The organism is Candidatus Methylomirabilota bacterium, from assembly GCA_028870115.1.
Lineage (GTDB): Bacteria > Methylomirabilota > Methylomirabilia > Methylomirabilales > Methylomirabilaceae > Methylomirabilis.
The window spans coordinates 1-24,986 of sequence record JAGWQH010000067.1 but is presented as its reverse complement, the minus strand read 5'-3'; the positions used below and the strand labels follow the sequence as shown (position 1 = coordinate 24,986).

Annotated in this window: 31 protein-coding genes, 1 tRNA gene and 2 pseudogenes; 24 read left to right on the top strand and 10 right to left on the bottom strand. The window is 57.7% G+C overall.

Features of this window, described 5'->3' with window-relative positions; translation table 11 throughout:
* The first annotated feature begins 22 nt into the window (after positions 1 to 22).
* The 13 genes from rpoD (at position 23) to KGL31_07790 (ending at position 9,687) form a co-directional block, all read left to right on the top strand.
* Positions 23 to 1,987, top strand: coding sequence for an RNA polymerase sigma factor RpoD (gene rpoD / locus KGL31_07850; protein MDE2321812.1), 1,965 nt, complete (start codon positions 23 to 25; stop codon positions 1,985 to 1,987).
* Positions 1,988 to 2,144: 157 nt separating this feature from the next.
* Positions 2,145 to 2,221 (top strand) — tRNA-Ile (locus KGL31_07845).
* A 35-nt stretch (positions 2,222 to 2,256) separates the two neighbouring features.
* Positions 2,257 to 2,961 carry a hypothetical protein gene (locus KGL31_07840; protein ID MDE2321811.1) on the top strand — a complete coding sequence of 235 codons (705 nt, stop codon included), beginning with the start codon at positions 2,257 to 2,259 and terminating at the stop codon, positions 2,959 to 2,961.
* Positions 2,961 to 3,455, top strand: coding sequence for a ribonuclease HI family protein (locus KGL31_07835; GenBank protein MDE2321810.1), 495 nt, complete (start codon positions 2,961 to 2,963; stop codon positions 3,453 to 3,455). Before KGL31_07840 ends, KGL31_07835 begins: the two co-directional genes overlap by 1 nt.
* 110 nt (positions 3,456 to 3,565) lie before the next feature.
* Entirely contained in the window at positions 3,566 to 4,042 is a 477-nt protein-coding gene (locus KGL31_07830) for a LemA family protein (protein ID MDE2321809.1), read from the top strand.
* Positions 4,039 to 4,533 (top strand): DUF721 domain-containing protein, encoded by a 495-nt coding sequence (locus KGL31_07825; protein MDE2321808.1) that lies wholly within the window; start codon positions 4,039 to 4,041, stop codon positions 4,531 to 4,533. The genes KGL31_07830 and KGL31_07825 overlap by 4 nt, the downstream gene beginning before the upstream one ends.
* A gap of 162 nt (positions 4,534 to 4,695) precedes the next feature.
* Positions 4,696 to 5,619, top strand: coding sequence for a UDP-3-O-acyl-N-acetylglucosamine deacetylase (locus KGL31_07820; GenBank protein MDE2321807.1), 924 nt, complete (start codon positions 4,696 to 4,698; stop codon positions 5,617 to 5,619).
* A gap of 70 nt (positions 5,620 to 5,689) precedes the next feature.
* Entirely contained in the window at positions 5,690 to 7,423 is a 1,734-nt protein-coding gene (gene polX / locus KGL31_07815; GenBank protein MDE2321806.1) for a DNA polymerase/3'-5' exonuclease PolX, read from the top strand.
* 88 nt (positions 7,424 to 7,511) lie between these two features.
* Positions 7,512 to 7,718, top strand: a complete 207-nt coding sequence (locus KGL31_07810; protein MDE2321805.1) for a type II toxin-antitoxin system VapB family antitoxin — start codon at positions 7,512 to 7,514, stop codon at positions 7,716 to 7,718.
* Between the two features lie 30 nt (positions 7,719 to 7,748).
* Entirely contained in the window at positions 7,749 to 8,153 is a 405-nt protein-coding gene (locus KGL31_07805) for a PIN domain-containing protein (GenBank protein ID MDE2321804.1), read from the top strand.
* 92 nt (positions 8,154 to 8,245) lie between these two features.
* Positions 8,246 to 8,587, top strand: a complete 342-nt coding sequence (locus tag KGL31_07800) for a nucleotidyltransferase domain-containing protein (GenBank protein MDE2321803.1) — start codon at positions 8,246 to 8,248, stop codon at positions 8,585 to 8,587.
* Positions 8,584 to 8,961 (top strand): HEPN domain-containing protein, encoded by a 378-nt coding sequence (locus KGL31_07795; GenBank protein ID MDE2321802.1) that lies wholly within the window; start codon positions 8,584 to 8,586, stop codon positions 8,959 to 8,961. Before KGL31_07800 ends, KGL31_07795 begins: the two co-directional genes overlap by 4 nt.
* Positions 8,962 to 9,477: 516 nt before the next feature.
* Complete coding sequence (locus KGL31_07790) at positions 9,478 to 9,687, top strand: DUF2283 domain-containing protein (GenBank protein MDE2321801.1); 210 nt, start codon at positions 9,478 to 9,480, stop codon at positions 9,685 to 9,687.
* A 405-nt stretch (positions 9,688 to 10,092) separates the two neighbouring features.
* Here KGL31_07790 and KGL31_07785 read toward each other — a convergent pair whose 3' ends face one another.
* From KGL31_07785 to tnpA, 3 genes are all read right to left on the bottom strand, one after another.
* The gene (locus KGL31_07785; GenBank protein MDE2321800.1) at positions 10,093 to 10,329 is read right to left on the bottom strand and encodes a type II toxin-antitoxin system MqsA family antitoxin; all 237 of its coding nucleotides are present in this window, start codon (positions 10,327 to 10,329) and stop codon (positions 10,093 to 10,095) included.
* Positions 10,322 to 10,657, bottom strand: a complete 336-nt coding sequence (locus KGL31_07780; protein MDE2321799.1) for a DUF4258 domain-containing protein — start codon at positions 10,655 to 10,657, stop codon at positions 10,322 to 10,324. Before KGL31_07780 ends, KGL31_07785 begins: the two co-directional genes overlap by 8 nt.
* Before the next feature lie 125 nt (positions 10,658 to 10,782).
* Entirely contained in the window at positions 10,783 to 11,247 is a 465-nt protein-coding gene (tnpA, locus tag KGL31_07775) for an IS200/IS605 family transposase (GenBank protein MDE2321798.1), read from the bottom strand.
* 184 nt (positions 11,248 to 11,431) lie between these two features.
* Between tnpA and KGL31_07770 the strand changes: the two are divergent.
* Positions 11,432 to 12,034 (top strand): annotated as a pseudogene (locus KGL31_07770) (ORF6N domain-containing protein).
* A 74-nt stretch (positions 12,035 to 12,108) separates the two neighbouring features.
* On the opposite strand, the gene KGL31_07765 reads toward KGL31_07770, so the two are convergent.
* The 3 genes from KGL31_07765 to KGL31_07755 all read right to left on the bottom strand — a co-directional run bounded on the left by KGL31_07765 (position 12,109) and on the right by KGL31_07755 (position 13,131).
* Entirely contained in the window at positions 12,109 to 12,402 is a 294-nt protein-coding gene (locus tag KGL31_07765; GenBank protein MDE2321797.1) for a DUF2442 domain-containing protein, read from the bottom strand.
* A gap of 115 nt (positions 12,403 to 12,517) precedes the next feature.
* On the bottom strand, positions 12,518 to 12,847 hold the full coding sequence (locus KGL31_07760) for a DUF86 domain-containing protein (GenBank protein ID MDE2321796.1): 330 nt from the start codon (positions 12,845 to 12,847) through the stop codon (positions 12,518 to 12,520).
* On the bottom strand, positions 12,844 to 13,131 hold the full coding sequence (locus tag KGL31_07755) for a nucleotidyltransferase family protein (GenBank protein ID MDE2321795.1): 288 nt from the start codon (positions 13,129 to 13,131) through the stop codon (positions 12,844 to 12,846). Before KGL31_07755 ends, KGL31_07760 begins: the two co-directional genes overlap by 4 nt.
* A gap of 314 nt (positions 13,132 to 13,445) precedes the next feature.
* Between KGL31_07755 and KGL31_07750 the strand changes: the two genes are divergently transcribed.
* Entirely contained in the window at positions 13,446 to 13,673 is a 228-nt protein-coding gene (locus KGL31_07750) for an ORF6N domain-containing protein (protein MDE2321794.1), read from the top strand.
* A 274-nt stretch (positions 13,674 to 13,947) separates the two neighbouring features.
* A pseudogene (locus tag KGL31_07745) lies at positions 13,948 to 14,919 on the top strand (WYL domain-containing protein).
* A gap of 584 nt (positions 14,920 to 15,503) precedes the next feature.
* Here KGL31_07745 and KGL31_07740 read toward each other — a convergent pair.
* The 3 genes from KGL31_07740 to KGL31_07730 all read right to left on the bottom strand — a co-directional run bounded on the left by KGL31_07740 (position 15,504) and on the right by KGL31_07730 (position 16,607).
* Positions 15,504 to 15,767 (bottom strand): DUF104 domain-containing protein, encoded by a 264-nt coding sequence (locus KGL31_07740; protein MDE2321793.1) that lies wholly within the window; start codon positions 15,765 to 15,767, stop codon positions 15,504 to 15,506.
* Between the two features lie 178 nt (positions 15,768 to 15,945).
* Positions 15,946 to 16,380: a PIN domain-containing protein gene (locus tag KGL31_07735; GenBank protein ID MDE2321792.1), complete on the bottom strand. Its 435-nt coding sequence runs from the start codon at positions 16,378 to 16,380 to the stop codon at positions 15,946 to 15,948.
* Positions 16,380 to 16,607 (bottom strand): ribbon-helix-helix protein, CopG family, encoded by a 228-nt coding sequence (locus tag KGL31_07730; GenBank protein ID MDE2321791.1) that lies wholly within the window; start codon positions 16,605 to 16,607, stop codon positions 16,380 to 16,382. Before KGL31_07730 ends, KGL31_07735 begins: the two co-directional genes overlap by 1 nt.
* Positions 16,608 to 16,628: 21 nt before the next feature.
* Between KGL31_07730 and KGL31_07725 the strand changes: the two genes are divergently transcribed.
* The 8 genes from KGL31_07725 (at position 16,629) to cas2 (ending at position 24,675) form a co-directional block, all read left to right on the top strand.
* On the top strand, positions 16,629 to 16,874 hold the full coding sequence (locus tag KGL31_07725) for a hypothetical protein (GenBank protein ID MDE2321790.1): 246 nt from the start codon (positions 16,629 to 16,631) through the stop codon (positions 16,872 to 16,874).
* Positions 16,875 to 16,891: 17 nt separating this feature from the next.
* The gene (cas3, locus tag KGL31_07720) at positions 16,892 to 19,078 is read left to right on the top strand and encodes a CRISPR-associated helicase Cas3' (protein MDE2321789.1); all 2,187 of its coding nucleotides are present in this window, start codon (positions 16,892 to 16,894) and stop codon (positions 19,076 to 19,078) included.
* Positions 19,079 to 19,093: 15 nt separating this feature from the next.
* Positions 19,094 to 19,741 (top strand): type I-C CRISPR-associated protein Cas5, encoded by a 648-nt coding sequence (cas5c, locus tag KGL31_07715; protein MDE2321788.1) that lies wholly within the window; start codon positions 19,094 to 19,096, stop codon positions 19,739 to 19,741.
* Positions 19,738 to 21,522, top strand: coding sequence for a type I-C CRISPR-associated protein Cas8c/Csd1 (locus KGL31_07710; protein ID MDE2321787.1), 1,785 nt, complete (start codon positions 19,738 to 19,740; stop codon positions 21,520 to 21,522). The genes cas5c and KGL31_07710 overlap by 4 nt, the downstream gene beginning before the upstream one ends.
* Entirely contained in the window at positions 21,522 to 22,601 is a 1,080-nt protein-coding gene (locus KGL31_07705) for a type I CRISPR-associated protein Cas7 (GenBank protein ID MDE2321786.1), read from the top strand. Before KGL31_07710 ends, KGL31_07705 begins: the two co-directional genes overlap by 1 nt.
* A 105-nt stretch (positions 22,602 to 22,706) precedes the next feature.
* A complete protein-coding gene (gene cas4 / locus KGL31_07700) occupies positions 22,707 to 23,345 on the top strand; it encodes a CRISPR-associated protein Cas4 (protein MDE2321785.1) in 639 nt (212 codons plus the stop codon).
* The gene (gene cas1c, locus KGL31_07695) at positions 23,342 to 24,376 is read left to right on the top strand and encodes a type I-C CRISPR-associated endonuclease Cas1 (protein ID MDE2321784.1); all 1,035 of its coding nucleotides are present in this window, start codon (positions 23,342 to 23,344) and stop codon (positions 24,374 to 24,376) included. Before cas4 ends, cas1c begins: the two co-directional genes overlap by 4 nt.
* 8 nt (positions 24,377 to 24,384) lie before the next feature.
* The gene (gene cas2, locus KGL31_07690) at positions 24,385 to 24,675 is read left to right on the top strand and encodes a CRISPR-associated endonuclease Cas2 (protein MDE2321783.1); all 291 of its coding nucleotides are present in this window, start codon (positions 24,385 to 24,387) and stop codon (positions 24,673 to 24,675) included.
* Positions 24,676 to 24,794: 119 nt separating this feature from the next.
* Here the strand turns inward: cas2 and KGL31_07685 are convergent.
* A partial coding sequence (locus KGL31_07685; protein MDE2321782.1) for a hypothetical protein occupies positions 24,795 to 24,986 on the bottom strand: 192 nt, incomplete at its 5' end.

Sequence of the window (24,986 nt, the reverse complement as noted above, 5' to 3'; positions counted from 1 at the left end):
ATGGAAATAAAAGGGAGACAGTATGGCAAATGCGCACGAGCCAAGACGACCGTCGAAAGCCGCTCGATGGAGAACGCGCAGTCAGGTCACGCGCCCTCTTCATGTGGTTCGCAAGCGGGCTGTCTTGAGTAAACGGGATAAGACAGAGGCGGCCCCTGTTACTCCGCCGGCAAAGGACGCTCGGAGCAATACCGGCTCCAGAAACGCCAAAAAGCCGGCCACGATAGTCCAGGCTGCTGTCAAAGAGGGGATCAAGCCGCTGGTGTCGCTCGGGCGGAAAAAGGGGTATCTGACCTACGATGAGGTGAATAGCTTTCTACCGGAAGAGGTCACATCCGGCGACCAGATCGATAAGATTCTCAATCTCTTCGATGAGATGGATATCGAAGTCGTTGATGAAACACAGCGATCTAAAGCGGCCAGATCGCCTGCGCCCCAGCAGGAAGAAGAAAGCGCCGAGGCGGAACCAGAGCTGATTCCATCGACCGTCGGCAGGACCGACGACCCGGTTCGGATGTATCTGCGGGAGATGGGGAAAACCCCGCTGCTGACCCGTGAAGGGGAGATTCAGATTGCGAAACGAATCGAAGAAGGCCACAAAGAGGTAGCCGAAGCTGTCTGCCAGGCGGGGGTCGCGGTTCGGGAGATCACGGAAATCGGGGAGCGGCTTTTGCACGGCAGGGCTCGTATTTATGAGCTGCTCTCGCTCAATGAGTTCGACGAGCTCTCCGAGCAGAAAGAGCGCGAGTTGCTTGTCGAACACACCCCGTCCCTGGAAGCCCTCCGGGATGAGCAGGTCAAGATCGATGGCCTCCGGCGCCGTTACCAGCGCGGCGTTGGCCGTCTCAGCGAGCGGTGGCAGCAGAAGATCCTGGATGAGCTGGCGCGCCGCAAGGCGGCGCAGGCCACACTGATTCGAAAGCTCCATGTGAACCAGCGGGTGATCGAGCGGGTGGTGGCCAGAATCCGCAATCTCCTGGAACGGATCGAACAGGGCGAGCAGGAGCTTCGTGAGGTGGCGCGGGTCCACCACTTGACTATGGAGGATATCCGAATCATCTCCGGCAACGGCCGGGGTAAACCGGTCGCCTTACGAGGAATTCTACGTCGGACGGGGCTCGACCGGAAGGGGCTGGATGAATGTGAACACGCCGTCACGGCTATCCAGCGAAAGATTCGGAGGGTCGAAGAAGAGGCCGATGCCTCCCCAAAGGAGTTGCGGTCTTTGCTGCATGCCATTACCAACGGCGAGCGAAAGGCGTATCTGGCGAAGAAGGAGATGGTGGAGGCCAACCTCCGCCTGGTGATCAGCATTGCGAAGAAATACACCAATCGTGGCCTTCAGTTCCTTGACCTGATTCAGGAGGGGAACATCGGCCTGATGCGGGCGGTCGATAAGTTTGAATACCAACGGGGATATAAGTTCAGCACGTATGCCACGTGGTGGGTCCGCCAGGCGATCACGCGAGCCATTGCCGATCAGGCCCGCACCATCCGGATCCCTGTTCATATGATCGAAACCATCAACAAGTTGACCCGCGCCTCCCGGTACCTGGTTCAGGAATTTGGCAGGGAGCCGACCCCGGAGGAGATCGCCCAGAAGATCGATCTGCCGGTTGATAAGGTCAGGAAAGTTCTGAAGATCGCTCAGGAACCGATCTCTCTGGAAACGCCTATCGGAGAGGAGGAAGGATCTCATCTAGGCGACTTCATCGAGGATAAAGCGGTGATCTCCCCGATCGAGGCCGTCATCGGCATGAACTTAAGCGGCCAGACCGAGCAGGTACTCGAGACGCTGACGGAACGGGAGCAAAAGATCTTGAAGCTCCGTTTCGGGCTCGGGGATGGACGGGATCATACCTTGGAGGAAGTAGGCCAGCAGTTTGATGTGACCCGCGAGCGGATCAGGCAGATTGAGGCCAAGGCGCTACGGAAACTCCGCCACCCCACTCGGAGCAGGAAGCTCAAGAGTTTTGTGGAATCCTAGGGCAGCGTATCCAACGATTCGTTACACCTTCCGTTCGCCCTGAGCCTGTCGAAGGTGCAGTAGGTCAATAGGTTCCGTTCATGGGTTCGACAAGCTCACCACGAACGGATTGGAAAGGTATTTGTGGGACACTGCACTAGTTGCTGATCTTCTGCTGGGGCCCATAGCTCAGTTGGTTAGAGCCCCCGGCTCATAACCGGGTCGTCCCTGGTTCGAGTCCAGGTGGGCCCACCACGGTTGTCGCTAGTCTCTTGCCACCGGAGGGCAACGTGCTTCAGGACTTAGAGCAACTCATCGAACTACAGGGGCTCGACGCCGAAATCGCCGTGCTCGATGGGGCCATCGCCACCATCCCGGATCAGATCCGGATGATGGAGCAGCAATTAGTTCAAGCCAAGGCAGTCCTCGATGCGGCCACCGCTGAGGTGGAAAAACTCCAGAAGCTTCGCCGCCAGAAAGAGCGCGAGTTGGATGAGGCCGGCAGAGAGCTCAAAAAGCGACAAGGTCGTCTCTATGAAATCAAGACCAACCAGGAATACTCTGCAACCCTGAAGGAGGTCGATGGGCTGAAGCAGAAGATTTCAACGCTAGAGGAAGAGATTCTCGTCAGCCTCGACGATATCGATCGCGTGATGAAGATCCGGGGTCAGGAGGATGAGAAGGTCCGGGTCACACAGGCGGAGTTCCTGAAGAATAAGCAGCAGCGACAGGACGAGTTGCAAAAACTACAGGGCCGCCTGTCGATATTACGAAAGACCAGAGAAAGCCGGTCGAGGAACGTAGAGGCATCCCTGTTACAGTTATACCTTCGGCTCCTCAAGAGTCGAGACGGCCTGGCGGTAGCCAACGCAACGAGCCGTTCTTGCGAAGGTTGCCACGTAACCATCACGCCTCAGTTATACAATGAGATTCGCCGGAACGAGGAGATTCGCACCTGCGAAGGATGCGGTCGGATCCTCTATTGGAAAGGGTGATGACGGCGCGGAGCGCGGGGGGCCCGGATACCGGCCCGACCCCGCGCGGGCTGCGACTGGTGATTCACATCGACGGGGCGGCCCGCGGAAATCCAGGACCGGCCGGGATCGGCGTCATGCTGGAGGCAGGGGACGGACTATTGCACCACGCGTTCTGCCAATACATCGGCACAGCGACCAACAACGTTGCCGAATATGAAGCGCTCCTTTTTGCGCTGAGGGAGGCAGGGAAACTTCACCCCGCCGTGATCAAGATTCGATCCGATTCCGAGTTGCTGGTCAGACAGGTTCAGGGCAGGTATCGAGTCAAAAGCCCGCGTCTCGCCGCGTTATACGCGCAAGCGCTCACGCTCATACATCAGCTATCCGCTGCCGGCTGTCAGTTGTCAGTTGAGCATATCGGTCGTGAGCTGAACCGCCAGGCGGACGCGCTCGCAAACCGCGCGCTCGATGAAGCGTTGTCCGAAGCGCCCCGCGAGGAGGGCCAATCGTGAATGGACAGCAGCGGGCCTTCTCGCCCCTGCTTGGGCTGTCGGTCATCCTGGCCGTCGTCCTCCTTGCCGGCAGTATCTACCTCTGGAACCTGTACAATCAACTGGTCGTGATGGACGAGGGGATCAGATCAGCCTGGGCCCAAGTCGAGAATCAGTTTCAGCGCCGGGCGGACCTGATACCGAATCTGGTTGCGACAGTGAAAGGGTATGCCGCTCACGAGCGAGAGGTGTTGGAGAGCATCGCCGATGCCAGGGCGAGGATGGCGGGAGCCAAGAGCGTTGAGGACAAGATCAGCAGCAGCAACGCCTTGGATGTGGCGCTTGGACGCCTGCTGGTGGTCGTGGAGCGGTACCCGAACCTCAAAGCGGATCGGAGCTTCATCCGCCTGATGGATGAGTTGGCAGGAACAGAAAACCGATTGGCCGTCGAACGAAAGCGATATAATGAGCTGGTGCAGGGCTACAACAGCCGGATTCGCAGCTTTCCTGAGCGGATCGTCGCCGGACTGTTCCATTTTCAGCAGGCGAGCTACTTCCAGGCGGCTGAGTCGGCGAAGGCGGCGCCAACGGTAGAGTTTGCCAAGTGAAGGCGGACAGGTCGGTACGGCGGAGCGCGCAGACCGCCCCTGCCAGGTGCGCGGACATCCTCGAGAGCAGCCTGCAAGGGCTGGGGTTCGGTCGAGTGATCCGTCACCTTGCGCTCCTTCGAGCCTGGGACAGGGCCATAGCCGATCGGATCAAAGAGCGGGCAAGTGTGGAGGATTTCAGGGGTGGATGTCTGTACCTCTGCGTTCAGGATCCCATCTGGATGCATGAGCTCCACATGCTGCGCCACCAGTTGAAGACGATCCTGAATAAGGAGGTCGGCGAGCCGGCGGTGGGCGAGATCGTACTGAGAATCGGCCGAACCCGCCAGTATCCTTCCGCGAAACGCGCTCATCGCGCTGGGCAGAGGATCCCGGCGGTTCCACCTGAGGTTGAGGCGAGCATGGCAAAGGTGCTGACCCCTCTCAGGGATCTGCCCTGTTGTGATGCCATACAGCGACTCTTTCAACGATGGGTGTCAAGGTCACAGTGACGCGCAGACCGTGTCAACCAACAGGGCAGCTCATTCGTTTATAATAGCGAGATCATGTATATGACTTGCGAAAATTAGGGTCTTCAAGTACAATTTTTGTCGGTTCGTGTAAATTGGAGCGAGAATTATCTCAGCCAAAACAGGTCTGATGAGGAGATCATTGTGAGCCATCAGCGAACGCTTCAGAGAATAGTTACCTGCGAAGGGGTAGGGATTCATACCGGCCAGTCGGTCAAGATGGCTCTGCGGCCTGCGCCGTCAAACTTCGGTGTCGTATTCAAGCGCATCGATCTTCCTCTCGCCCCTGCTATCGAGGCCACACCCGCGCACATCGTCGACGTCCATCATGCGACCACGATCGGCAAGGATGGCGTCAAGGTGAGGACCATCGAGCACCTGATGGCGGCGTTTGCGGGAACGGGGTTGGACAACGTGCTGGTAGAGCTTGACGGCGCGGAGGTTCCAGCCATGGATGGCAGCGCCGCACCGTTTGTCGAGCTGATCAGGAAAGCAGGTCTCAAACGACAGATGGTTGCCAGAACGTATCTCAAGATCAAAGAGCGTTTGGTTGTCGAGACCGAGCGCTCGAGCATTCAGATCGTCCCTTCCAAACGCCTCCAGGTCATTTATACGATGCGCTTCGACCACCCGCTCCTGGGAGAACAGTCGACCGCCTTCGACATTACCAGGGAGATGTTCGCCAAGGAGATTGCGTCTTGCCGGACCTACGGGTTCCTCAAAGATATCGAAGAGCTTCGCCGTCGCAACTTGGGCCTCGGCGGGTCATTTGAAAACGCGATCGTGATTGGCGAGGGGGGGGTGCTCAACGGCGATCTCCGCTTCCGGGACGAGTTGGTCCGCCATAAGGTCCTCGACCTGTTGGGAGATCTCTATCTCCTTGGCCGGCCTGTCGTCGGGACCATCATCGCTCACGGCGCCGGTCACCACCTTCACACCAGACTTGTCCGGGAGATCCAGCGCCATCTGGACCTGGAGCATCCGGCTTCCGTTCGTAGTGGCGTCATTGAGCGATGGGCAATGCCGTTGCTGCAGCCGGAACGATCCTTCGAGGTCGCCCCTTCGTAATCGGACTCCTGCGTACCACCTTTCACGCCACATACGTCATACCCCCCACGCGGTATCATTCGGCGCCGCCATGAGAAATCTCGAAATCGCCAAGCTGTTTCACGAGATCGCCGACCTCCTGGAGATCAAGGACGAAAACATCTTCAAGATCCGGGCCTACCGCCGGGCGGCCATGAACCTGGAGTCCTTGACCGAGGAGATCGAGGCGGTGGCGGTCCGCGGCGGCCTCGCCGACATCGCCGGGATCGGCAAGGACCTCGCAGCCAAGATCCAGCAGGCGCTCGAGACCGGGCGCATGGAGTATCTGGAGGAACTGCGCGCGGAAATCCCCAGAGGCGTGGTTGAGCTGATGGCGATCCCGGGTGTCGGCCCCAAGACCGCCAAGCTCCTCTTCCAGCAACTCCAGGTCGATTCGGTTGAAAGGCTGGAGGCGCTCGCCCTCCAAGGGAAACTCCTCGGCCTGCCCGGCATCAAACAGAAGACGGTCGACAATATCCTGAAGGGGATCCAGGTCGTCAAGGCGGGGCGAGAGCGGATGCCGCTGGGGCGGGCGCTGCCGCTGGCCCACGAGCTGGTCCAGCTCCTGGAACAGCTCCCCGACGTCAAGCAGATCAGCCTGGCCGGCAGCCTTCGGCGGATGCGCGAAACCGTCAAGGACTTCGACCTGCTGGTCACCTCAACGAAGCCGACCACGGTCATGGCGGTCTTCACGTCGCTCCCGCAGGTGGCGGAACTGCTGCTCCATGGCGAGACCAAGGCGACTATCCGCCATCGGGAGGGGATTCAGGTAGACCTCCGGGTGGTCGAGCCCGACTGCTTCGGCGCCGCGCTGCAGTACTTCACTGGCTCCAAGGCCCACAACATCCGCGTGCGAGAACTCGCGGTCCGTAAGGGGCTGAAGGTCAGCGAGTACGGCGTCTTCAAAGAGACTACCGGCACGCGAATCGCCGGCGCCACTGAGGAAGAGGTCTACAACGCGATCGGCCTGCCGTACATTCCGCCCGAACTCAGGGAAGACGCCGGCGAGGTCGAGGCGGCCCTCGAAGGGCGCCTGCCCAAGCTACTGCAACTCCGCCACATTCGCGGCGACCTGCACGCCCACACCAACTGGACCGACGGTCATCATCCCATGGAGGCGCTCATCGAGGCGGCCCAACGGAGAGGATACGACTATATCATCGTCTCGGACCACTCCCGAGCGGCCACCATCGCGGGCGGTCTCTCAGAGGAGAAGCTGCTCGAACAGATCAGCCAGATCCGCGCCCTCAGTAAGAAGTACACAAAAATTCGAATCCTGGCAGGCAGCGAGTGCGACATCCTGGCAGATGGGACGATGGACTTCTCCGACCGGGCGCTGGCCCAACTCGACATCGTGGTCTGCGCCATCCACTCCCGCTTCAAGCAGGATCGGGCCGGGATGACCGCCCGCATCGTCAGGGCACTCAGCAACCCCTATGTCCACATCTTCGCCCATCCGACCGGGCGCCTGATCGGCGAGCGTGACCCCTACGACGTGGATATGGAGGCGGTCTTCGCGGCGGCCAAACAGCACGACAAGGCACTGGAGATCAATGCCCAACCGTCGCGCCTCGACCTGAACGACCACCATGCGCGGCGGGCCAAGGAGCTTGGGGTCAGGCTTGCCATTAGCACCGATACCCACGTCCTCGACCAGCTCGACAACATGTCCCTGGGTGTTGCCACCGCCCGTCGCGCCTGGATTGAGAAGTCCGATGTCATCAATACCTGGCCCCTCGATCGCCTGCTCGCCTGGGCCCACAAAACCCGCCCCAGAGCCGCCTAACTCCTCACCGTTGTTGATTCAACATTGACGTGATACAGAATATGCGTCATTATCATGCATAATAATGATGCATAGAGGAGGCAATGAGATGAGAACCACCATGGACCTGCCAAAGGACCTGCTGGAAGAAGCCAAGAGGATCTGCGGCACCAAGACGATGACCGGTACCGTGATTCTCTCACTCCAAAAGTTGATTCAGTCCAAGAAGATCGAACGACTTCGATCCCTGCGAGGGAAGCTGGACCTCGACGTCGACTTGAAACGATTAAGGAAAGATCGAACCGTCACCCACTGACGTTGGCCGAAAGCGAAAGGTTGGGCCCTTGTGAGCGATGTCCTGGTAGACACCTCAGTCTGGCTGGAATTTTTCAGAGTGCAGGACTCCCCCTATGCGGAAACGCTCGACCAGTTGTTAGAGGAAGAACGGGTTTGTACCAGCGACCTGATCAAAGCCGAAATCCTCCCCGGAGCCCGGACGCCAAAACAGTTCCGTGAGCTCAAGGAGTATTTTGATGCCCTTCCGCTGGCAACCGCGCCGGCATCGCTCTGGGAGGAGATTATAGAGGTTCAGTCTCGACTGAAGCGGGGAGGGGTCAACGGAATCAGCATTCCGGACCTCATGATTGCCGTAGTGGCCAAGGCAAATAGCAAGGCCCTCTTCACCAAGGATCACGATTTTCAGCGTATCCAGCGGGTCCTGCCGGTCGAATTGCTGGAGTGTCCCTCATGAGCGAGAGTGGTGTGAAGGCGCTCGGTGGGACTGTTTGCGATAGAGGGGTTCTGTAAAGCGCGGCGGAGAACGGCAGAGGAGGAGACTCGCCCATGAAAACGATGAAGGATCTTCCGGAGATGGAGCAAATAGTACTTCACGAACTCCGGAGTCGAATCCAGCGGGAATTCCCTGGATGGACCTTCAGGATGACACTCTTCGGCTCCAGGGCTCGCGGGGATGCCGACCCTGACTCCGATATGGACGTTCTCATCGAAATCGAGGCCGAACAGATTACCTTCACTGAGAAACAGCGGCTTCGCACGGTGCTGGGCGAGGTCTCGCTTGATTTCGGCCTTGTGATCGCCACGCTGATTGCAGATCGACACCTGCTGGAAGAGCGCGGCGATTTCTCAATTTTCGAGAATATTCGGGAGGAGGGAATTCCCGAATGAGCAAGCAAGAGATCCGGGAGCTCCTTGAAAAGGCTCGACGAAGTCTCCACGCTGCCGAGCGCCTGGCACAAGATGGAGACTACGACTTCTCGGTCTCCCGCGCCTATTACGCCATGTTCTACGGAGCCCAGGCGCTTCTCCTGACCAGGGACATCCGGCGATCCAAACATTCCGGAGTGATTGCGGCGTTCAATCAGGAGTTCATCCAGAGCGGTGAGATCTCGCGCCATCATTTTCTCAGGCTGCGAGATGCATTTGAGGATCGGGCAGAAGGCGACTATGCCCTGATGGTAATTGCTGAGGAGCAGGCCCGCAGCGGGATCGCAGCCGCGCGCGAGTTCCTTGATGAGATCACCCGCCGACTAACCGTGTAATGACGCGAGACCAGTCCAGGTTTCCGGATGATTTTGTCTTTCAACTGACATCAGAAGAAGATAGAGCCTTGACCTCCTCACTCGGTGGTGGCAAGTATGATAAGCTCGAAAACGCGCATAGGCTATGATCCAGACCAAGGGCAAAGGTGTACTATAGGAATGGCGAACTCCTGTATTGATGGCGGGGATCGCGAAACAAAATGAGACTGACCGTTGTTGCGATTCGGCATCACCCGCGAGGACGGATCTACGAGGTCACAGCCGATGGGAAGACTGTTTCAATTCTCTTTACATTTCATGTCTTGGACAGGATCGCTCGATGGCGGCTCACAGATCGGAAGTCAGGCTCTGCTTGTTCCAGAGGAGGTTCTCCTGGGCCACAGGAGCCGCTTTATCGCCCATCGTAGGTCTGGAAGCCACGTCGCCGGGCAGTGTATCAATATGAGGGAGATATGCCGGTGCTGATCACCGTGTACCATCCATTTGCGGAACGCTACTTTCAGGGAGGCAGGACACATGAAGATCACATATGCTCCTGATGCGGATGTACTCACCATCCAACTGCGAGAAGGGAAGCCCACTGATTCGCGAGATATCGCCGAGGGGGTCATCGTGCACCTATCGGCAAAAGGACAACCTCTGGAAATCGAGATCCTCGATGCCTCCAAGGTTGTGCAGAAGAAGGACGTGGAGGTGTCCATGGAGCCACTCTTCTCTGCTGCGTAACCTGGACATGCAGGAGCGCCGCCCTGCTCTGGATCGCGCCGTTCTGGAGCAAAGGCTCACGACGAGGGATGCGGACCCTGATTCCGAGTCAAATGGTCATGCTACCCATGCATCATGCAAATTTCCCCCACCCGTCCCCTCCCCTTTGATGCCATCCGGCAGCTCATGACGCCGCCGGAACCCCGGCCTAAACGCATCGGCTTCCGGGTGGAGGAGGCGGGACCGTCGTATCGGACGCGGCGCCTGCGCCGCTTGCCTATTCCAACATCCCTCGCCCCCTTTTAGGGGAGAGGGCGGGGGTGAGGGAGAAGCGGTGATCGGGTCTGCCTGGGTGAGGCTTCGGTCGGGAGCGGGGAGGTAAAAGGTCACGTGAGCAACAACGTCCCACTGCTTTCAGACGAGCAACTACGCGGCATCCAGGGTGTAGACGGGTACCTCAGCGACACGTCCGGGGGCTGGGTGCGAAGCGAGCAGCGCTTCGATGCGCTTGACTGTCTCCGCCGAGAATGTTTCCTCGCCGCACTGGCGGCACACCAGTGCGGGCACGCCCTCGATAGACACAAGGGCTCCGCTCACTGTGGTTGCGAAGGTAACGTGGGCAGGTTCTTCAAGACCGCCGCACACAGGACACTTACTAGCCATGAGAAGACCTCCGAATTCGCCAGTTCAACCATTCCGTTGGATCGGGCTCATAGACAGTCACGATCCGCATTCTCGAACGGGCGAGCTGAACATGAAGAGGACGTCCGTCTCGCGTGAATCCCAGGAGGAGCAGGCTTGGACCGTATTTATCGTCAGGATAGTCTTCGATGATCTCTGCGCGGCCCATAGCGTCTTCAATCTCATCAGTGCGAATATCGCGCCGGAGCATTCGAGCTGTTGCGTGCCGGGAAATTTCGTAATGCGCCGTCCGGAACGCAATGCGGACCTTCTCCAGGTACTCTCGATCATCGGCCACAAACCATATCATAGCAGAGAAGCGCACCACATTAAAGTTACGTTTCTCCAGGAAAGCTCCAGAGTGCTAAGTACCCGTAACCACGCTCCACGGGGTCCACTGGTCCCGCGAGTGCAGGCGCTCCGCCAAGTGAACAACTACCGCCTGGAAGGCGGTAGCTTCGGACCGTCGTCGATTCGAAATCGACTGTCGTCCTGGAGCGGTTCTCCTTCTTGCTCGGCAATGTACTGTTTGATCAGCGCATCGGTGATGGTCCCTGAGGTCACGGCAAAGTAGCCCCTGGCCCACAGGTGACGGCCCCAAAACTGTTTCCGGAGGTGGGCGAACTCCTCGAGGAGCATGCGGGAACTGATCCCTTTGAGCCACTGGACGATCTGGCTGACGCTCTGGTGCGGGCGGTAGGCGAGCAGGAGGTGGACATGGTCGCGGGCGACCTTGCCAGAGAGAATCGTCAGCTCATGTTCCATGGCAATCTCGCGGAGCAGATCGCGGACCCGGAGGGCCACGGGCCCCACGAGGACCGGTTTCCGGTACTTCGTGACCCAGACAAGGTGGAACTTGAGGTCATGTTTGCTATGCGGCCCACTCCGGTAGCTTGGCACGCGACCATACTACCACACCCCTGGACTCGCCTGAAGGCGAGGGTTTTCGACCATCCCTGAGGCGGAGAATAATCCCTCCCCACCTCCCTTTGTCGAAGGGATGATTGACCCCTCTTTGGTAAAGAGGGACGAGGGGAGATTTTATTAGTCGGTGTCAGTTAAATTATGATACCGTTAATAACCGATGAGTTCACTGAGCGCTCTGAGTCCAGCGATAAGCATCGAGTAATCTATTCTTTTCATCCGCGGTCAGCGTGTAATGCTGGATGCTGATCTGGCAGTTCTCTATGGTGTATCGACGCGGGTCCTCAACCAAGCAGTGAAACGGAACCGGGAACGCTTCCCCGAAGATTTCATGTTCCGCCTGACGGTAGCGGAGAAGGCAGAGGTGATCACAAACTGTGATCACCTCCGACGACTCAGGTTCTCCCCTGCCCTCCCCTACGCTTTTACCGAGTATGGGGCAATCATGCTGGCGAGCGTCCTCAACACGCCAATTGCGGTTCAGGCCAGCGTGCAAGTCGTCCGGGCCTTCGTTCGGCTTCGGGAAATGCTGACAACGAACAAGGATCTCGCCCGCAAGCTGCATGAACTCGAAAAGAAATACGACGCCCAGTTCAAGGTCGTCTTTGATGCCATCCGGCAGCTCATGACGCCGCCGGAACCCCGGCCTAAACGCATCGGCTTCCGCGTGGAGGAGGCGGGACCGTCGTATCGGACGCGGCGCCTGCGTCGCGCGCCGACCTTTCTATCATCCCTCTCCCCTGGAGGGAGAGGGCCAGGGTGAGGGGGAAGCGATGATCGGAGGACTGACCGGGCGGAGCTTCAGCCAGAGACAGACAGGCGATGATTCAAAGCGAGTCAGGCACGTGGAGTTTGGGTAGACAAAGAGACGGGAACGTGGTCGGCAGCGAGAGGCGGCGGTCCACCCCAGATGAGGACGTCGAGACACAGATCGGCGCCATTGCTCCAGACTACGGTTCCGCCCTCGGCGTGGACTTCCCGGAACCTCTGTGGGTTCTGGAGCAGTTCTTCGAAGATCCGCCCGTTCATGAGCGGACGGATGTCCCGGTCGATCACGGCATCGTTCGTGAGGTGGAGACGCAAACGAAACCCCTCCAAGGGCTCGACTGCGCGAATCCTGATGAGAGCCATGAGAGTGTCTCCTTACTCCAGGGGAGAAATCGGTCGCGGTGCAACGCAGCCCATTATGGCGAAACATATTATGAACGCCGAACTACACCAACTCCACTGCGAGCCAACAACGCCCCTAATCGGCGAGCATGGCCTCGACGTGACGCTTGAGCGTGGGAATGCGCCGATGAACGACACGCCAGACAATCTCGATATCCACGCCAAAGTACTCATGGATCAAGATATTTCGCAACGCGGTGATACTCCGCCAGGGTATCTCGGGATACCGACGCTTCAACTCGGGAGGGAGGTTCTTGACCGCTTCGCCGATCACCTCCAGATTACGGATGACTCCATCCTGAACCATCGTGTCGTCGAAGAAAGGCTTGCGCCCTTGGGCTGTGTACTTCTCGATGCGGGCGATGGCATCCCGGATGTGATGCAGGTAGACGGCTGCGTCCTTCACAAAGGTCTCGCCTCTGCCAGGACCCCATCCCGGAGGTACGGGCTCAGGGCCGCCTCGGTAAGAACGTCCACGCGACGCCCCAAGAGGTCTTCGACGTCCAACTTGAAGGCGATAAGATCCAGCAGGTCACGGTCGGGGGCCAGGTCCACGAGGAGGTCGAGGTCGCTGGCCGCATTGGCTTCACCCCGCGCGCGCGATCCGAACACTCGCACGCGGACGATCCCATGTGCGGCCGCAAGACGCCGGATCTCCGTAGACTGTTGCGTCAGGTCAATAGAGGCCATTGCACATCCTTGAGAGAAAGGTCGGCCCGGTTAACGATACTATAGCATACCCGAACCACTACGTGCAGCCGGGTAGAGCTACTGCAGGGGATGGCCGGGTGGGACGATGGTTGCCCGACCAGTCCCCATTGCCGATCGGCTTCCGCGTTGAGAGGCGGCAGACTCGGGCTATCGGAGGGGGCGCCTGCGCCACGCGTCATCTCGCCCCCTGCTTTCCCTTTGCCGTAGGTAGGATTAACCCCTCTTTGACAAAGAGGGGCGATGGGAGATTTTCTTAGTCGATGTCCGTTAAACTATGATACCGTTAATAAGCGATGAGTTTACGGGGAGTTCTGAGTCCAGCGCCCAACATTGAACGAACCCGGAAACGCTTTCCCGATGATTTCATGTTCCGCCTGACGGTGGCAGAGAAGGCGGAGGTGATCACACACACCGTGATCGCCTTCACCGAGCGTGGGGCCATCATGGCAGCAATGGTTCAAGCGAACCGGCGCGCGAGCCCCACCAAATCCCTCTCCCCTGGAGGGAGAGAGTGGGGGTGAGGGGGGTTGGTCGATTATGGTGACGCTGCGCCGCGTGTCAGTGCGGTGATGGAGGAACTGCCCGGGCGGGGCGTTGGACCGGGCCAGGGGGACGAATGCTAACGCGGGCAACAACATGCCGAATATTTGCGATCGACGAAGAACTGGAAGTGAACTACCCCGCAGCAAGCTGCGGGGCATCAAACACCAGAGCAAAAAGAAATCTGCGCGGCAAGCCGCGGGGAATGAACCCTCAGTAGATTCAACGCCGTAGCACAGACATGACGGAGAAGCAGTGTCGCGCAACGACCAGGTGATCCGACAATGGCATCTCCTGCGGAGGCTGGAGTCTGCCTGTGGCGTAACGATCGAGGAACTCACAGAAAGCCTGCCGGACGACTACCGGCGCCACCCCCGCACCCTCCGCCGGGATCTGGAGGCGCTAGAGGCGTCCGGCTTCCCGCTCATCACCGAACGCGTCGACGGCCACACCCACTGGCGACTTATGGATGGCTTCCGGCACGTCCCCGCCCTTGCGTTTTCCCCAACCGAACTCATGGCGTTGACCTTCAGCCGTGACCTGCTCAAACCTCTGGAAGGAACCGCGATCAAGGGCGCCCTCGACTCCGCCCTGAATAAGGCCACCGCCGCCCTGCCCCCTCAGGGGCAGACCTACGTCAGGCAGATGCAGGACTTCTTCTCAGTCGGGCTCGGCCCGCACAAGAACTATCGGCAACACCAGGACACGATCGATCGCGTCACCCAGGCGATCGCTCACCTGCGTACCCTTCAGATTCGATACTACTCTGCGTCCCGCAACGCCACGACGCGCAGAGAGGTCGATCCCTATCGCCTCTGGTATGTCGCCGGCGCCCTCTACCTGATTGCCTACTGCCACTGGCGCCGCGAGGTGCGCCTGTTTGCCGTGGACCGCATCCGCTCCCTTACCGTCACCGATCATCCCTATCAAATGCCGCTCGGCTTCGATCTGGAGGCGCATGTGCAAGATGCTCTCGTGGTCATGCGGGGGAAACCGGTCACGGTCGAGCTCCTGTTCAGCAAAGCCGCCGCCCCGTGGGTGAAGGATCGGGTGTGGCACCGGAGCCAGACCCTGACGCCGCAGAAGGGCGGGCGCCTGAAGATGATCCTCAGGGTTGCAGACACGCCTGAACTGGTCGGATGGATTCTGAGCTTCGGCGGTGAGGTACAGGTGCGGAAGCCCGCAGCCCTTGCCGAAAAGGTCCGCGAGCAGGCCCGGCGGATTCTGCAATCCGCAATGCTTGAGGGACGCTCACGATCGGCGGTGCGTGGATCGAAGAAGACAGAGGCGAACGACGTATCGCAGCAACGCTGAGCAAAGGAGATTTTCGATTCCCAACGGAAGTGACCCCGGATGTCACAGTGGGCTGGGATACTAACAATTATACGTCGGAGCGGCTCTGCCCCACGCAGACGAGGTGTCCCTCCCCTCCAGCCTCACCCAGGGTACTCCCTCTGGGTGCGGAGCGCAGCCCTTCTTACGTTCCCCTCTCCCCTGGAGGGAGAGGGCGGGGGTGAGGGGGGCAGTGCCGGTGGGTGTGACCGGGCGTGACCCCTGGTCGGGGGCAGGGAGGCGAAAGTTAACACGGGCGACAACTTGCTGGGGATTTACGGTCGAGGAAGAACCGCATTCCGACTCGTGAAAACTCGAAAGGCAACGCGTGAACTGGTGCCCTTGGTGCTTGAACGCTGCCTACCAAACGGTGGCAACGATTCTGGAGTTGGTAATGGTTTGATCTCTCGTGATGAGACTGGCTTTCCGCGCGAGGGTCTCAGCCACCAGGATCCGGTCATGCATCTCGGGTATCTCGGTCAGCGTCGGGGGCCCTTGCGAGGGAGCGTCCGAACGTGCTTGTCCAGGCGGTGAGCCCAGATCTGCTTGGCTGCCGTCAAATCCTTATCGCTGAGCGCGACAAGTTCGGGGAAGGCGCCGGCAAGTGGGCCAAGGTCCTCGGTAACGGCTGCTTTCTCCTGGCGGAGAATCTGGAGCGTTACCTTCTCATTGGGTTGCAGTTTCAACTTGCGGGTGGGCCTTAATACCCCGTCCCGGAACACGGCAGTGACCTTGGCTGGCATTTGCTGTGACCTCCTTATATTATGTATCACACTGGGACGATCTCTCGCAACAGGGAAGGCGCCAGGAGAGGTACCTGTGAACATCCCTGCAGGTCGTCTTTGATGCCATCCGACAGCTCATGACGCCGCGCCGGATAAGCCACGGCCTAAACGCATCGGCTTCCGGCTGTCTGCGGATCTAGGTCGTCGGATCGAGCGGTTCGAGGAATGGAAAGCGGTGGAAGTCGGTGTCTCGGGTGTAAATGCGCTGAATCCCGTGCTCGCGCATCAGAATGGCGGTGTGGGCGTCGTGTATCACGTTCCCGGCGAGGTGCGGGAGCTCCCCGAATACCTCGGCGGCGACCGTAGGATGCCTGTCCGTGGGGACGAGGATGCCCAAGCCGGGGGAGGCCAGCAATGCTTCAATGAATTCCCACGCGCGTGCCGCAGGCCAGGGCTGCCGGAAAACTCGGGGGTGCGTCGTCACCCGGAGGAATTCGTACAAAATGCCCCAAGTCAGGTACCAGGCCGAAGTCTGAACGCGCCAGTCCTGGAGGCATGCATGGCACTGGCGATGGAAAGGGGAATCCGCATCGGCGGCGTAGATGAGGACGTTCGTGTCCGTGACAAACACTACCGGCCTTCCATGGCCTGATACAGCGCTTCGCGGTCCGCGACGTCCACGAGGTGGCCCCCGCTTCGAAACGTCGGCAGCGGAGGGAGGTTGCTCCGCCTCCGCTGGGCGCGAAACATCAGGCGAAGCGCGGACTCCACCATCTCGGACATCGTCCGCCCTTGCTTGGCCGCCTCGCGCTTGAGAAGGGCCATGACGGAATCATCGATATTCAGCGTAGTCTTCATATGGAAAAACATACCGCAGAGATGGCGATATGTCAAGCATCACAGGGCGCAGGACATCGCATCGGCTTTCGCAACATCGAGATCATGCGGGCCTTCGTGCGGCTGCGTCGGATGGTTGCCTCCAACGCAGAACTGGCTCGGCGTCTGCATGAACTCGAAAAGAAATACGACGCCCAAGTGAACTACCCCGCAGCAAGCTGCGGGGCATCAAACACCAGAGCAAAAAGAAATCTGCGCGGCAAGCCGCGGGGAATGAACCCTCAGTAGATTCAATAGGCAAAAGGATGACAGAGACAGACCTAGCGGCTGAATGGGAAGAGCTGTTCGCTCATACCCCGAATCAAGATAACAAATGGCATCGTCTGGCCGATCACTTGCTTGATGTCGCCTGCAGAGCGTGCAAGCTGGCTTCTAAATTCGAGATGGGCGATTTCGGGTATGACGCCGGACTCCTGCATGATGCCGGAAAGGTCAATCCCGAATTCCAGAAGTATCTGAGAATGTGCAAAGCCGACTCGCCAGGCCAACCCCATATAAAGATACCGCACTCCGTATACGGGTGCTATTTCTGCAAAGAGGCCTTAGAGTTTATCAGACCCATTGTCGCTGGGCATCACGCCGGGATTTATGCGATGCGCGAAATGGACGGTCTTCTTAGACGCCATCAAGCAAAGACGGAGGGAATTCAGAAGTTAGCCGGGGAGTTCATTCTTCAATATCTCCGGCAAGTTGAACTACCAGAGCGTTTTCAAACGGATTGGTTGGCTCAAGAAACTGTCTTAAGATTTCTCTTCTCCTGCTTAGTGGATGCGGATTCCAGAAGTACGGCTATACACGATAAGCAAGAGCCTGCTGAACCACCGGCCCGATCCTCCATCCCGGAGTGCGCAGAATATTTCCAGATGAAATATCTATCAAAATTTAATGACGCAGAACCTACAGAATTAAACCGGATTCGGAGAGAGGTCTACGAGAAGTGTCTTGAGAAAGCTCGGCAACCTCAGGGTGTGTACCGACTTACGGCTCCAACAGGATGCGGAAAAACCTACGCCTTGATGGCCTTCGCTTTAGAGCACGCCAAGAAGAACGAACTAGAACGGGTTGTTGTGGCTCTGCCTTATACCTCAATCATTGATCAGAACGCTAAAGTGTACCGTGACTACCTTCCAAAAGAGGCCCTCCTTGAACACCACTCCGGAGTAGAAATTGATCCCACGGAAGAAGACTCCTCGGAACAAAGCAGACGAAGGCGCGAAGCAGCGGCTACCTGGGAGCAACCCGTTATCATCACGACCACGGTACAACTCTTCGAAAGCCTGTTTTCCAATAAACGGTCCCGGTGTCGAAAACTACACAATCTCACGAACAGCGTGATCGTGCTGGATGAAGCGCAAACGCTCCCTCCTCGTCTTCTGGAACCGACGGTGGATATGCTGAACATCCTGGTAAGGTACTTCGGCGTTACGGTCGTCCTCTCCACGGCTACCCAGCCTGCATTCGGACCGGGGTCTTCTCTGCGCGTAAAATTGAAAGAGCCTGCCGAAATCCTCGATAACCCTACTCAGTATTTCCGAGATCTCGAGCGAGTAACGTACCAGTTTGATGATCGAGAGATGACCTGGAAGGAACTGGCTGAGGATATTCGGAAAGAGCCCCGAATCTTAGTCGTTCTCAACAGAAAAAAGGACGCAGTAAATCTGTGGAAAGAGCTCAAAGACTTGGAGCCTTACCACCTGTCGGGGCTGCTATGCCCGGCACACCGCAAAGAGAAACTCGCTGAGATAAGGCTGAAGCTAAAGAACGGGCACAAATGCTGCGTAATCTCCACCCAGGTGGTCGAAGCAGGAGTAGACCTGGACTTCCCGGTCGTATACCGGGCATTCGGCCCCCTTGACCGGATCGTCCAAGCCGCAGGACGCTGCAACCGGGAGGGGAGATCCCGGAAGGGTTTCGTAAGAGTGTTTCTGCCCTCTGAAGGAGGAGCCCCAAGAGGAGAATACGGCCTCGCAATGGAAGCTGCGCGAATTGTCCTGCGTCAGCCCGGCGCAAACCTTCACGACCCGGAACTCTACGAGAGATTCTTCAAAGCTTTCTATCGGGGCATCAAGCCTGACCTAAAGAATATCCAAGACCGCAGAAAACAACTTGATTACCCAACGGTCAATGACTCGTACCAGTTTATCAAGAAAACCTATACAGTGGTCATTCAAGATTACCCAAAAGAAGGCTCTCCAGTTCCCGGCATCCTCGCCAGAGTTCACGCAAAAGGCCATGTCTCAAGAGGTGACTGGCAGAAGTTACAACAATATGCAGTTTCACTACAGCAATACAATTACGAGAAGTTGTTTCAGAGGCAGGACATCATAAAGGACAGCATCCTGGGAATGGATCTTCTTAGAAAAGGAATTTACCACCCAGATTTGGGCATCGGAGAACCCGACGTCATGGACCCAATGGACCTAATCGTTTGAGGAGGTGAAAAGACCATGCCTAATCATCTCGTGCAGGTAAAGGTCTGGGGGAAATACGCCTGCTTCACACGTCCAGAAACCAAGGTGGAGCGGGTGAGCTACCCGCTTTTAACTCCCAGTGCGGCAAGGGGCATCTTGGAGGCCATCTACTGGAAGCCGCAGTTCCGCTGGCAGGTCACCGAAATCTGGCTGTTACAGCATCCCGAGCTTCCGAGGGGCGAATCCCAGTTTGAGAACTACATGCCGATCACCCTCAACGAAGTCTCTTATGAAGGAAGGGAGCATCCTCGGGAATACAACATAGAGGACCATCGCGTGCAACGAACCTGTCTAATATTACGGTGGCCGTGTTATCTGATCCGGGCGAGGGCACAAATATTCTGCAACACTACCAACCCCAAGGCTATCGAGGCGCAGTTTTATCGCCGGTTAGATGACGGGCAGTGCTTTCACCAGCCGTATCTCGGCCTGAGGCAATTTCCCGCTTATTTCAGCACAGGGGACGGAGCAGAAGAAGACAGGCTCGATATCACACAAGACCTTGGATCGGTCGTGCATTCGGTCGTCCGGCCTGAGGCATCAAAAAGAGTGCAGTATCGCTTCGTTCCGTGCTCCTTACAGGGAGGCCGTTTTGAGGTTCCTAAGCCGGAGGTGACAAAGTGATCCTACAGAGGTTGGTTGAAGTCGCACGCCCTCCAGAGGCTTCTTCTCAAGCGTCCCTGGGAGTTAAGGAAGTACCTATATCTGGTTACCTACTACTAACAGGAGACGGAACCTTCAGCACGTTTCAGACGGTGGAAAAAGGCGTAACTGTGCGGGGACCATATATAGACCCAACGATGAGTGGTAAACCAGGACTGGGAATTCACAAATTAGAGCACCTTGTTGGATTTAAATACCCACGTCCCACGGACGTGAAAACGAAACGACAAGAAGACACTTGCAAGGAAAAGCGTGGGCAAACGCGCGAGTTTATCCAGGAATGCCTCAGGCGTATTCAGACCCGTAACCCTGAAGCGGACCTGAGGAAATTACGGGCGTTCAGCAAATTTCTGGAGACTATAGAAAAGGAAGCCGACCCGTTTGCAAAAATCACTGAAGAAATAAAGACGAAAGAAATTCCCACGGCAAAATACGCCGCCGTCTTGGTGGACGATGACCTCTGGTTTCAACACGAGGAAATCACCCAATTCTGGGGAGAAGATGGAACTGACTTAAGCGATGGTTGGCCTAAACGGAAGAGGTCAGCTAACGAGGGAACGAAGGAAGCTACTGAAAAGGACAGCCGGCGTTCACCTGAAAGTGAGGAGATCGCTGGGCAATGCGTGGTCTGTAATAAGGAGAGAAGGCTTGCCCGACTCATGGGAAGCAAGTTAGACGGGTTCGGTCGAGATAAACCCCAGCTAATCTCCTTCAACCGGGCCGCTTATGCCTCCCGAGGCCTCGAACAGACATACAACTCACCGATTTGCAAAGAATGCGCTGACCTTGTGCCCAAGGGGTGGAACGCTCTGATCGCAAAACCCGACAGCAGAAAATATATTGGGGGCCATCGCTACGTGTTTTGGGGGGACATTCCGCTCAAATCGTGGGAGAGAAATGACCCAAAGCAGTGGCTTGACCTCCTAAACAGGCCTTGGACTCGGCAACGCCAAAACGAAGCTACGAAGAAATTCCATCTCCTCGGGTTAGGTGCACACAAGTCAACGGCATACGTGGTCGCCTGGCTTGAAAAAACGCGGGATGATACGGCTGAGGCGATCATCCTGTGGGGGAAGTGGCAGAATCTGTTAGGCGAAAAGCAAAAGTGGTTCTACTCCATCGAGGATTTTACCCGTTCCCTCCGACCCAGAAAAAGTAGGTATAAGCCTGCGGAATTAAGCAAATACGAAATGAGCCTTTGCCGCGACCTTTACCTCCTGAGCCTCGGACAGGGGAGATGTCCGGAGCGTGTGCTACCCAGGCTGGTCAACCGTTTGGCTACGGAACTCGAGGACCTCTTCACGGCAATGGATCGGCTGGCTTTCCTTAACATCTGCCTACACTTAAAACAGAACAAGGAGGTGATCAACATGGAGGAGTTGAGCTCAGAGAACCAAAACGCGTTCAACGCGGGGAAGATATTCAACCTCATCGTCTGGGCGCAAAACGAAGCCATAGGTCGGGACACGGGAAAGACAATCCTTGCTGGCAATGCCCGATTAGCTTCAACCCGGCCCTCGTCCATCATCGGGCACCTGATCACTCGCCTCAACAGCATTTACCTGCCCAAATTACAGCGGGACAAAGTTGGGATCGCTATAACGATTACCGGCAAAATCAAAGAACTGATGAACAAAACCACCCTCCCGCTAAAGAACAGCCCAGAGCAAATGGGCTGGTTCTGGAAGGGTTATTATCACCGCCACATCGAGAACTTCAAGAAAGCAAAGGAGGTGGAGTAATGAGCTGGTACAAGGAACTCGCCGAGAAGATGGGCTACACACTGGAACTACCCGAGAGCAGTCCCGTCTTCGATCCCCAAAAGAAACATGATTTCGTTCTACTCTTTGAGGCAAAGAACTGCAACCCTAACGGAGACCCGGATAACGACAATACCCCCCGCCAGGATTTCGAGTCTCATCGAGGTTTGGTCACGGACGTTTGCCTGAAACGTAAAATCCGGGATTTCGTAGCCAGGGTCTACGGGACGGAACGGGAGAATCCAGAAGGCAAGGAAGGATTTTATCTTTACGTCAAGCATAAGGGACTTCTTCGCGACGAACATCGGGAAACAGCGGGCGGAAAAAAAGACATTCCAATGGAAGAAGCCCAAAAAATGATGCGTAACCGCTATTGGGATGTTCGCCTATTTGGTGCTGTCCTCAGTGTCGGCAAAGAAGATGCCGAAGAAGCCGAGGCGATGGAGGGGCTAACACAACAGGCAGAGCCCGAGGATACGCCAGCCCCGAAGCTCAAGAAGGATAAAAAAGTCAAAAAGGATTTCCTTCTTGATGGCGGGCAGTGCGTTGGCCCAATGCAAATCGGATTTGCAGAATCGAAATCGGACATCTCACCTCAGGCATTGGGTATTGTCCGTGATGCAAGGGTCTCAAACCCAGCAGAATCAAAGGAACTCAAGACAGCAATCTCAGCGATGCCAGGAGCCAAGCCATACCTTCCTTACGGGCTATACGAGTGCCGGGGGCATTACTCCCCGTGCTTAGATAAGCATAGTTTGGTCACCCAGGTAGACCTCGCCCTGTTCTGGAACGCCTTAAGGAAGATGTTCGAATCGGACCTCTCAAGTGCCCGACCTGGTGCAATGAACTCTGTGGCTGCCGGAGTCTTTACGCACGAGCATCGCCTCGGTAACTACCCGGCTCACAGGCTCTTTGACAGGATCGAGCAGAAGTTTGAACCGAACGGGCCGGACGTAAAGTACCCCCGTTCTTACCGTCACTATAAGTTAACGTGGCCTGACGATGGGAAAATCGTTGAAGGTGTTACGTTTACCACTCTCTTCAATGACTGGCAGAAATAGCTTTGAATGGCCGTGCGCCCCAGAGCAAGAGTTCTTGCGAAAGGGCGGATTTACCGAAAGGCTGTATCGAGTCAAATCCCAAGTGCGCAACGAAGGAAGAGGGATATGACTTTTCCCGAATCCGACCTCGTCCCGCTCTCGGCCTTGCAGCACTACATGTTCTGCCCGCGGCAGTGTGCGCTGATCCACGTGGAGCAGATCTGGGAGGAAAGCAGGCTGACGGCCGAGGGGCGGATCCTGCACGAACGGGTGGATGAGGGCGGGTCGGAGAAACGGCGCGACGTGAAACGAGTTTTTGCGCTGCCGATCCGTTGCCTGCGGCTCGGGCTTGTGGGTAAGGCCGACGTGGTGGAGTTCCACCGGCAGGCTGACGGCCGCTGGATACCCTACCCCGTTGAACATAAGCGGGGCCGGAGGAAGAAAGAAGACTGGGACCGGGTGCAGCTCTGCGCCCAGGCGCTCTGTCTGGAGGAGATGCTTGGCGTTGCGGTGCCTGAGGGTGCGCTCTTTTACGGTAAGGAACAACGGCGCGAAGTTGTCGCGATCGACGACGCGCTGCGTCAAGAAACCGAAGAAGTCGCGGCGGCCGTACATCGGATGTTGACGGATGGGCGCACCCCGCCGCCCGAGTACGCTCCCAAGTGCGACAGTTGCTCGCTCGTGGATGTCTGTCTTCCGCAAGGTGTCGGGGGGCGAGGAAACCGAGTGGCCCGATATCTGACGAAGGTCCTGGAAGAGCCATGAAAAAGCATCTGAACACGCTGTTTGTCATGACTCAGGGCACGTACCTCTCGAAAGAGGGCGAGTGCGTGCAGGTGCGGGTCGAGGGGGTTGACAAGGCCCACATCCCCATTCATACGCTGGGCGGGATCGTCTGCTTCGGCAACGTCCTGTGCAGCCCGTTCCTCCTCGGTCACTGCGCGGAGCATGGAGTGGCCGTATCGTTTCTGACGGAGAATGGCCGGTTCCTGGCCCGCGTGCAGGGGCCGGTGTCGGGCAACGTGCTGCTGCGGCGCGAGCAATACCGGTGGGCCGACGATCCCGCGAGCAGCACACGGATGGCGCGATATGTCCTTACCGGCAAGCTCGCCAATTCGCGGAATGTCCTGCTGCGAACCGCCCGTGACCACGGCGATGACGGGAGGGGTGAGGGACTTCGCGCCGCCGCTCTTCGCCTGGCCGATTGTCTGCGGCGGCTCGAACGCCAGGAACTGACCCTCGACGAGGTCAGGGGCATCGAGGGCGAGGCCGGCGCTGCCTACTTCGGCGCCTTCGATGCGCTGATCACATCGGACGATCAGGCGTTCCGTTTCAAGGGGCGTAATCGACGGCCGCCACTCGACCCGACCAACTGTCTGCTCTCGTTCCTGTACACCCTGCTTCTACACGATATCCGGGCGGCGCTGGAGTGCGTGGGTCTGGATCCCGCTGTCGGCTTCCTGCACCGCGATCGGCCCGGTAGACCTGGACTGGCACTGGATATCCTGGAGGAGTTCCGGGCCGTAGTGGCCGACCGGCTGGCCCTATCGCTCATCAATCTCGGTCAGGTGAAGGCAAAGGGGTTCGAGACGCTCGAATCCGGCGCCGTGCTCATGACGGATGATACGCGAAAGGAGGTGATCCTCGCCTATCAAAAGCGGAAGCAGGAGGAGGCGGAACATCCATTCCTCCAGGAGAAGATGGCCGTGGGTCTGCTGTGGCACGCCCAGGCCTTGCTGCTGGCGCGCCACATCCGTGGGGACCTGGACGGATACCCGCCCTATATCAGGCGGTGAGGTGCTGAATGTTTGTACTGGTGAGTTACGATGTGAACACCCAGGACGCGGAAGGTCGGAAGCGTCTGCGGAACATCGCGAAGACGTGTCAGAACTGGGGGCAACGGGTCCAGTTTTCGGTCTTTGAGTGCATCGTCGATCCGGCTCAATGGACGAAACTACGCGAAAAACTCATCGCAATAATGAATCCGGAGAATGACAGCCTGCGGTTCTATTTCCTCGGCTCGAACTGGAAGGGGCGCGTGGAGCACGTGGGCGCCAAGCCGACGCTCGACCAGGAGGGTCCCCTTGTCTTCTAAGGTGAGCTGGATTGAGACCAGCGCGAACCTGGAGCTGGCAGGAAAACCCGGGGAGGTTCGCAGGGCCGAATGTCCTCGGCATTTCAATGTCTTCGAGAAGCCGTCGGTCCGCATTCGCGTTAGATGGACCTGGAAAACACAGGTTCGCGCCAGCGCCTCAAGTTCCTCAAGCGCCACGCGGACTTGAAGAAGAACGGTCGCGCCCCGCGCGGGCGCGTGGATTGAAACCCCCGTTCCAGCTTAGCCACCGCCGGCGGACTCTGTCGCGCCCCGCGCGGGCGCGTGGATTGAAACCCCCGTTCCAGCTTAGC

Coding starts and splice junctions, on each gene's coding strand:
- KGL31_07830 (MDE2321809.1), top strand. CDS start 3,566: ATGGACGAGGGGATCAGATCAGCCTGGGCCCAAGTCGAGAATCAGTTT.
- KGL31_07785 (MDE2321800.1), bottom strand. CDS start 10,329: ATGGCTAGTAAGTGTCCTGTGTGCGGCGGTCTTGAAGAACCTGCCCAC.
- KGL31_07755 (MDE2321795.1), bottom strand. CDS start 13,131: ATGGCCTCTATTGACCTGACGCAACAGTCTACGGAGATCCGGCGTCTT.
- KGL31_07705 (MDE2321786.1), top strand. CDS start 21,522: ATGAGCTGGTACAAGGAACTCGCCGAGAAGATGGGCTACACACTGGAA.
- cas2 (MDE2321783.1), top strand. CDS start 24,385: ATGTTTGTACTGGTGAGTTACGATGTGAACACCCAGGACGCGGAAGGT.
- cas4 (MDE2321785.1), top strand. CDS start 22,707: ATGACTTTTCCCGAATCCGACCTCGTCCCGCTCTCGGCCTTGCAGCAC.
- KGL31_07780 (MDE2321799.1), bottom strand. CDS start 10,657: ATGATATGGTTTGTGGCCGATGATCGAGAGTACCTGGAGAAGGTCCGC.
- KGL31_07835 (MDE2321810.1), top strand. CDS start 2,961: ATGACGGCGCGGAGCGCGGGGGGCCCGGATACCGGCCCGACCCCGCGC.
- KGL31_07800 (MDE2321803.1), top strand. CDS start 8,246: ATGAAAACGATGAAGGATCTTCCGGAGATGGAGCAAATAGTACTTCAC.
- KGL31_07795 (MDE2321802.1), top strand. CDS start 8,584: ATGAGCAAGCAAGAGATCCGGGAGCTCCTTGAAAAGGCTCGACGAAGT.
- cas1c (MDE2321784.1), top strand. CDS start 23,342: ATGAAAAAGCATCTGAACACGCTGTTTGTCATGACTCAGGGCACGTAC.
- KGL31_07790 (MDE2321801.1), top strand. CDS start 9,478: ATGAAGATCACATATGCTCCTGATGCGGATGTACTCACCATCCAACTG.
- KGL31_07810 (MDE2321805.1), top strand. CDS start 7,512: ATGAGAACCACCATGGACCTGCCAAAGGACCTGCTGGAAGAAGCCAAG.
- KGL31_07730 (MDE2321791.1), bottom strand. CDS start 16,607: ATGAAGACTACGCTGAATATCGATGATTCCGTCATGGCCCTTCTCAAG.
- KGL31_07725 (MDE2321790.1), top strand. CDS start 16,629: ATGGCGATATGTCAAGCATCACAGGGCGCAGGACATCGCATCGGCTTT.
- KGL31_07750 (MDE2321794.1), top strand. CDS start 13,446: ATGAGTTTACGGGGAGTTCTGAGTCCAGCGCCCAACATTGAACGAACC.
- cas5c (MDE2321788.1), top strand. CDS start 19,094: ATGCCTAATCATCTCGTGCAGGTAAAGGTCTGGGGGAAATACGCCTGC.
- cas3 (MDE2321789.1), top strand. CDS start 16,892: ATGACAGAGACAGACCTAGCGGCTGAATGGGAAGAGCTGTTCGCTCAT.
- polX (MDE2321806.1), top strand. CDS start 5,690: ATGAGAAATCTCGAAATCGCCAAGCTGTTTCACGAGATCGCCGACCTC.
- KGL31_07740 (MDE2321793.1), bottom strand. CDS start 15,767: ATGCCAGCCAAGGTCACTGCCGTGTTCCGGGACGGGGTATTAAGGCCC.
- rpoD (MDE2321812.1), top strand. CDS start 23: ATGGCAAATGCGCACGAGCCAAGACGACCGTCGAAAGCCGCTCGATGG.
- KGL31_07765 (MDE2321797.1), bottom strand. CDS start 12,402: ATGGCTCTCATCAGGATTCGCGCAGTCGAGCCCTTGGAGGGGTTTCGT.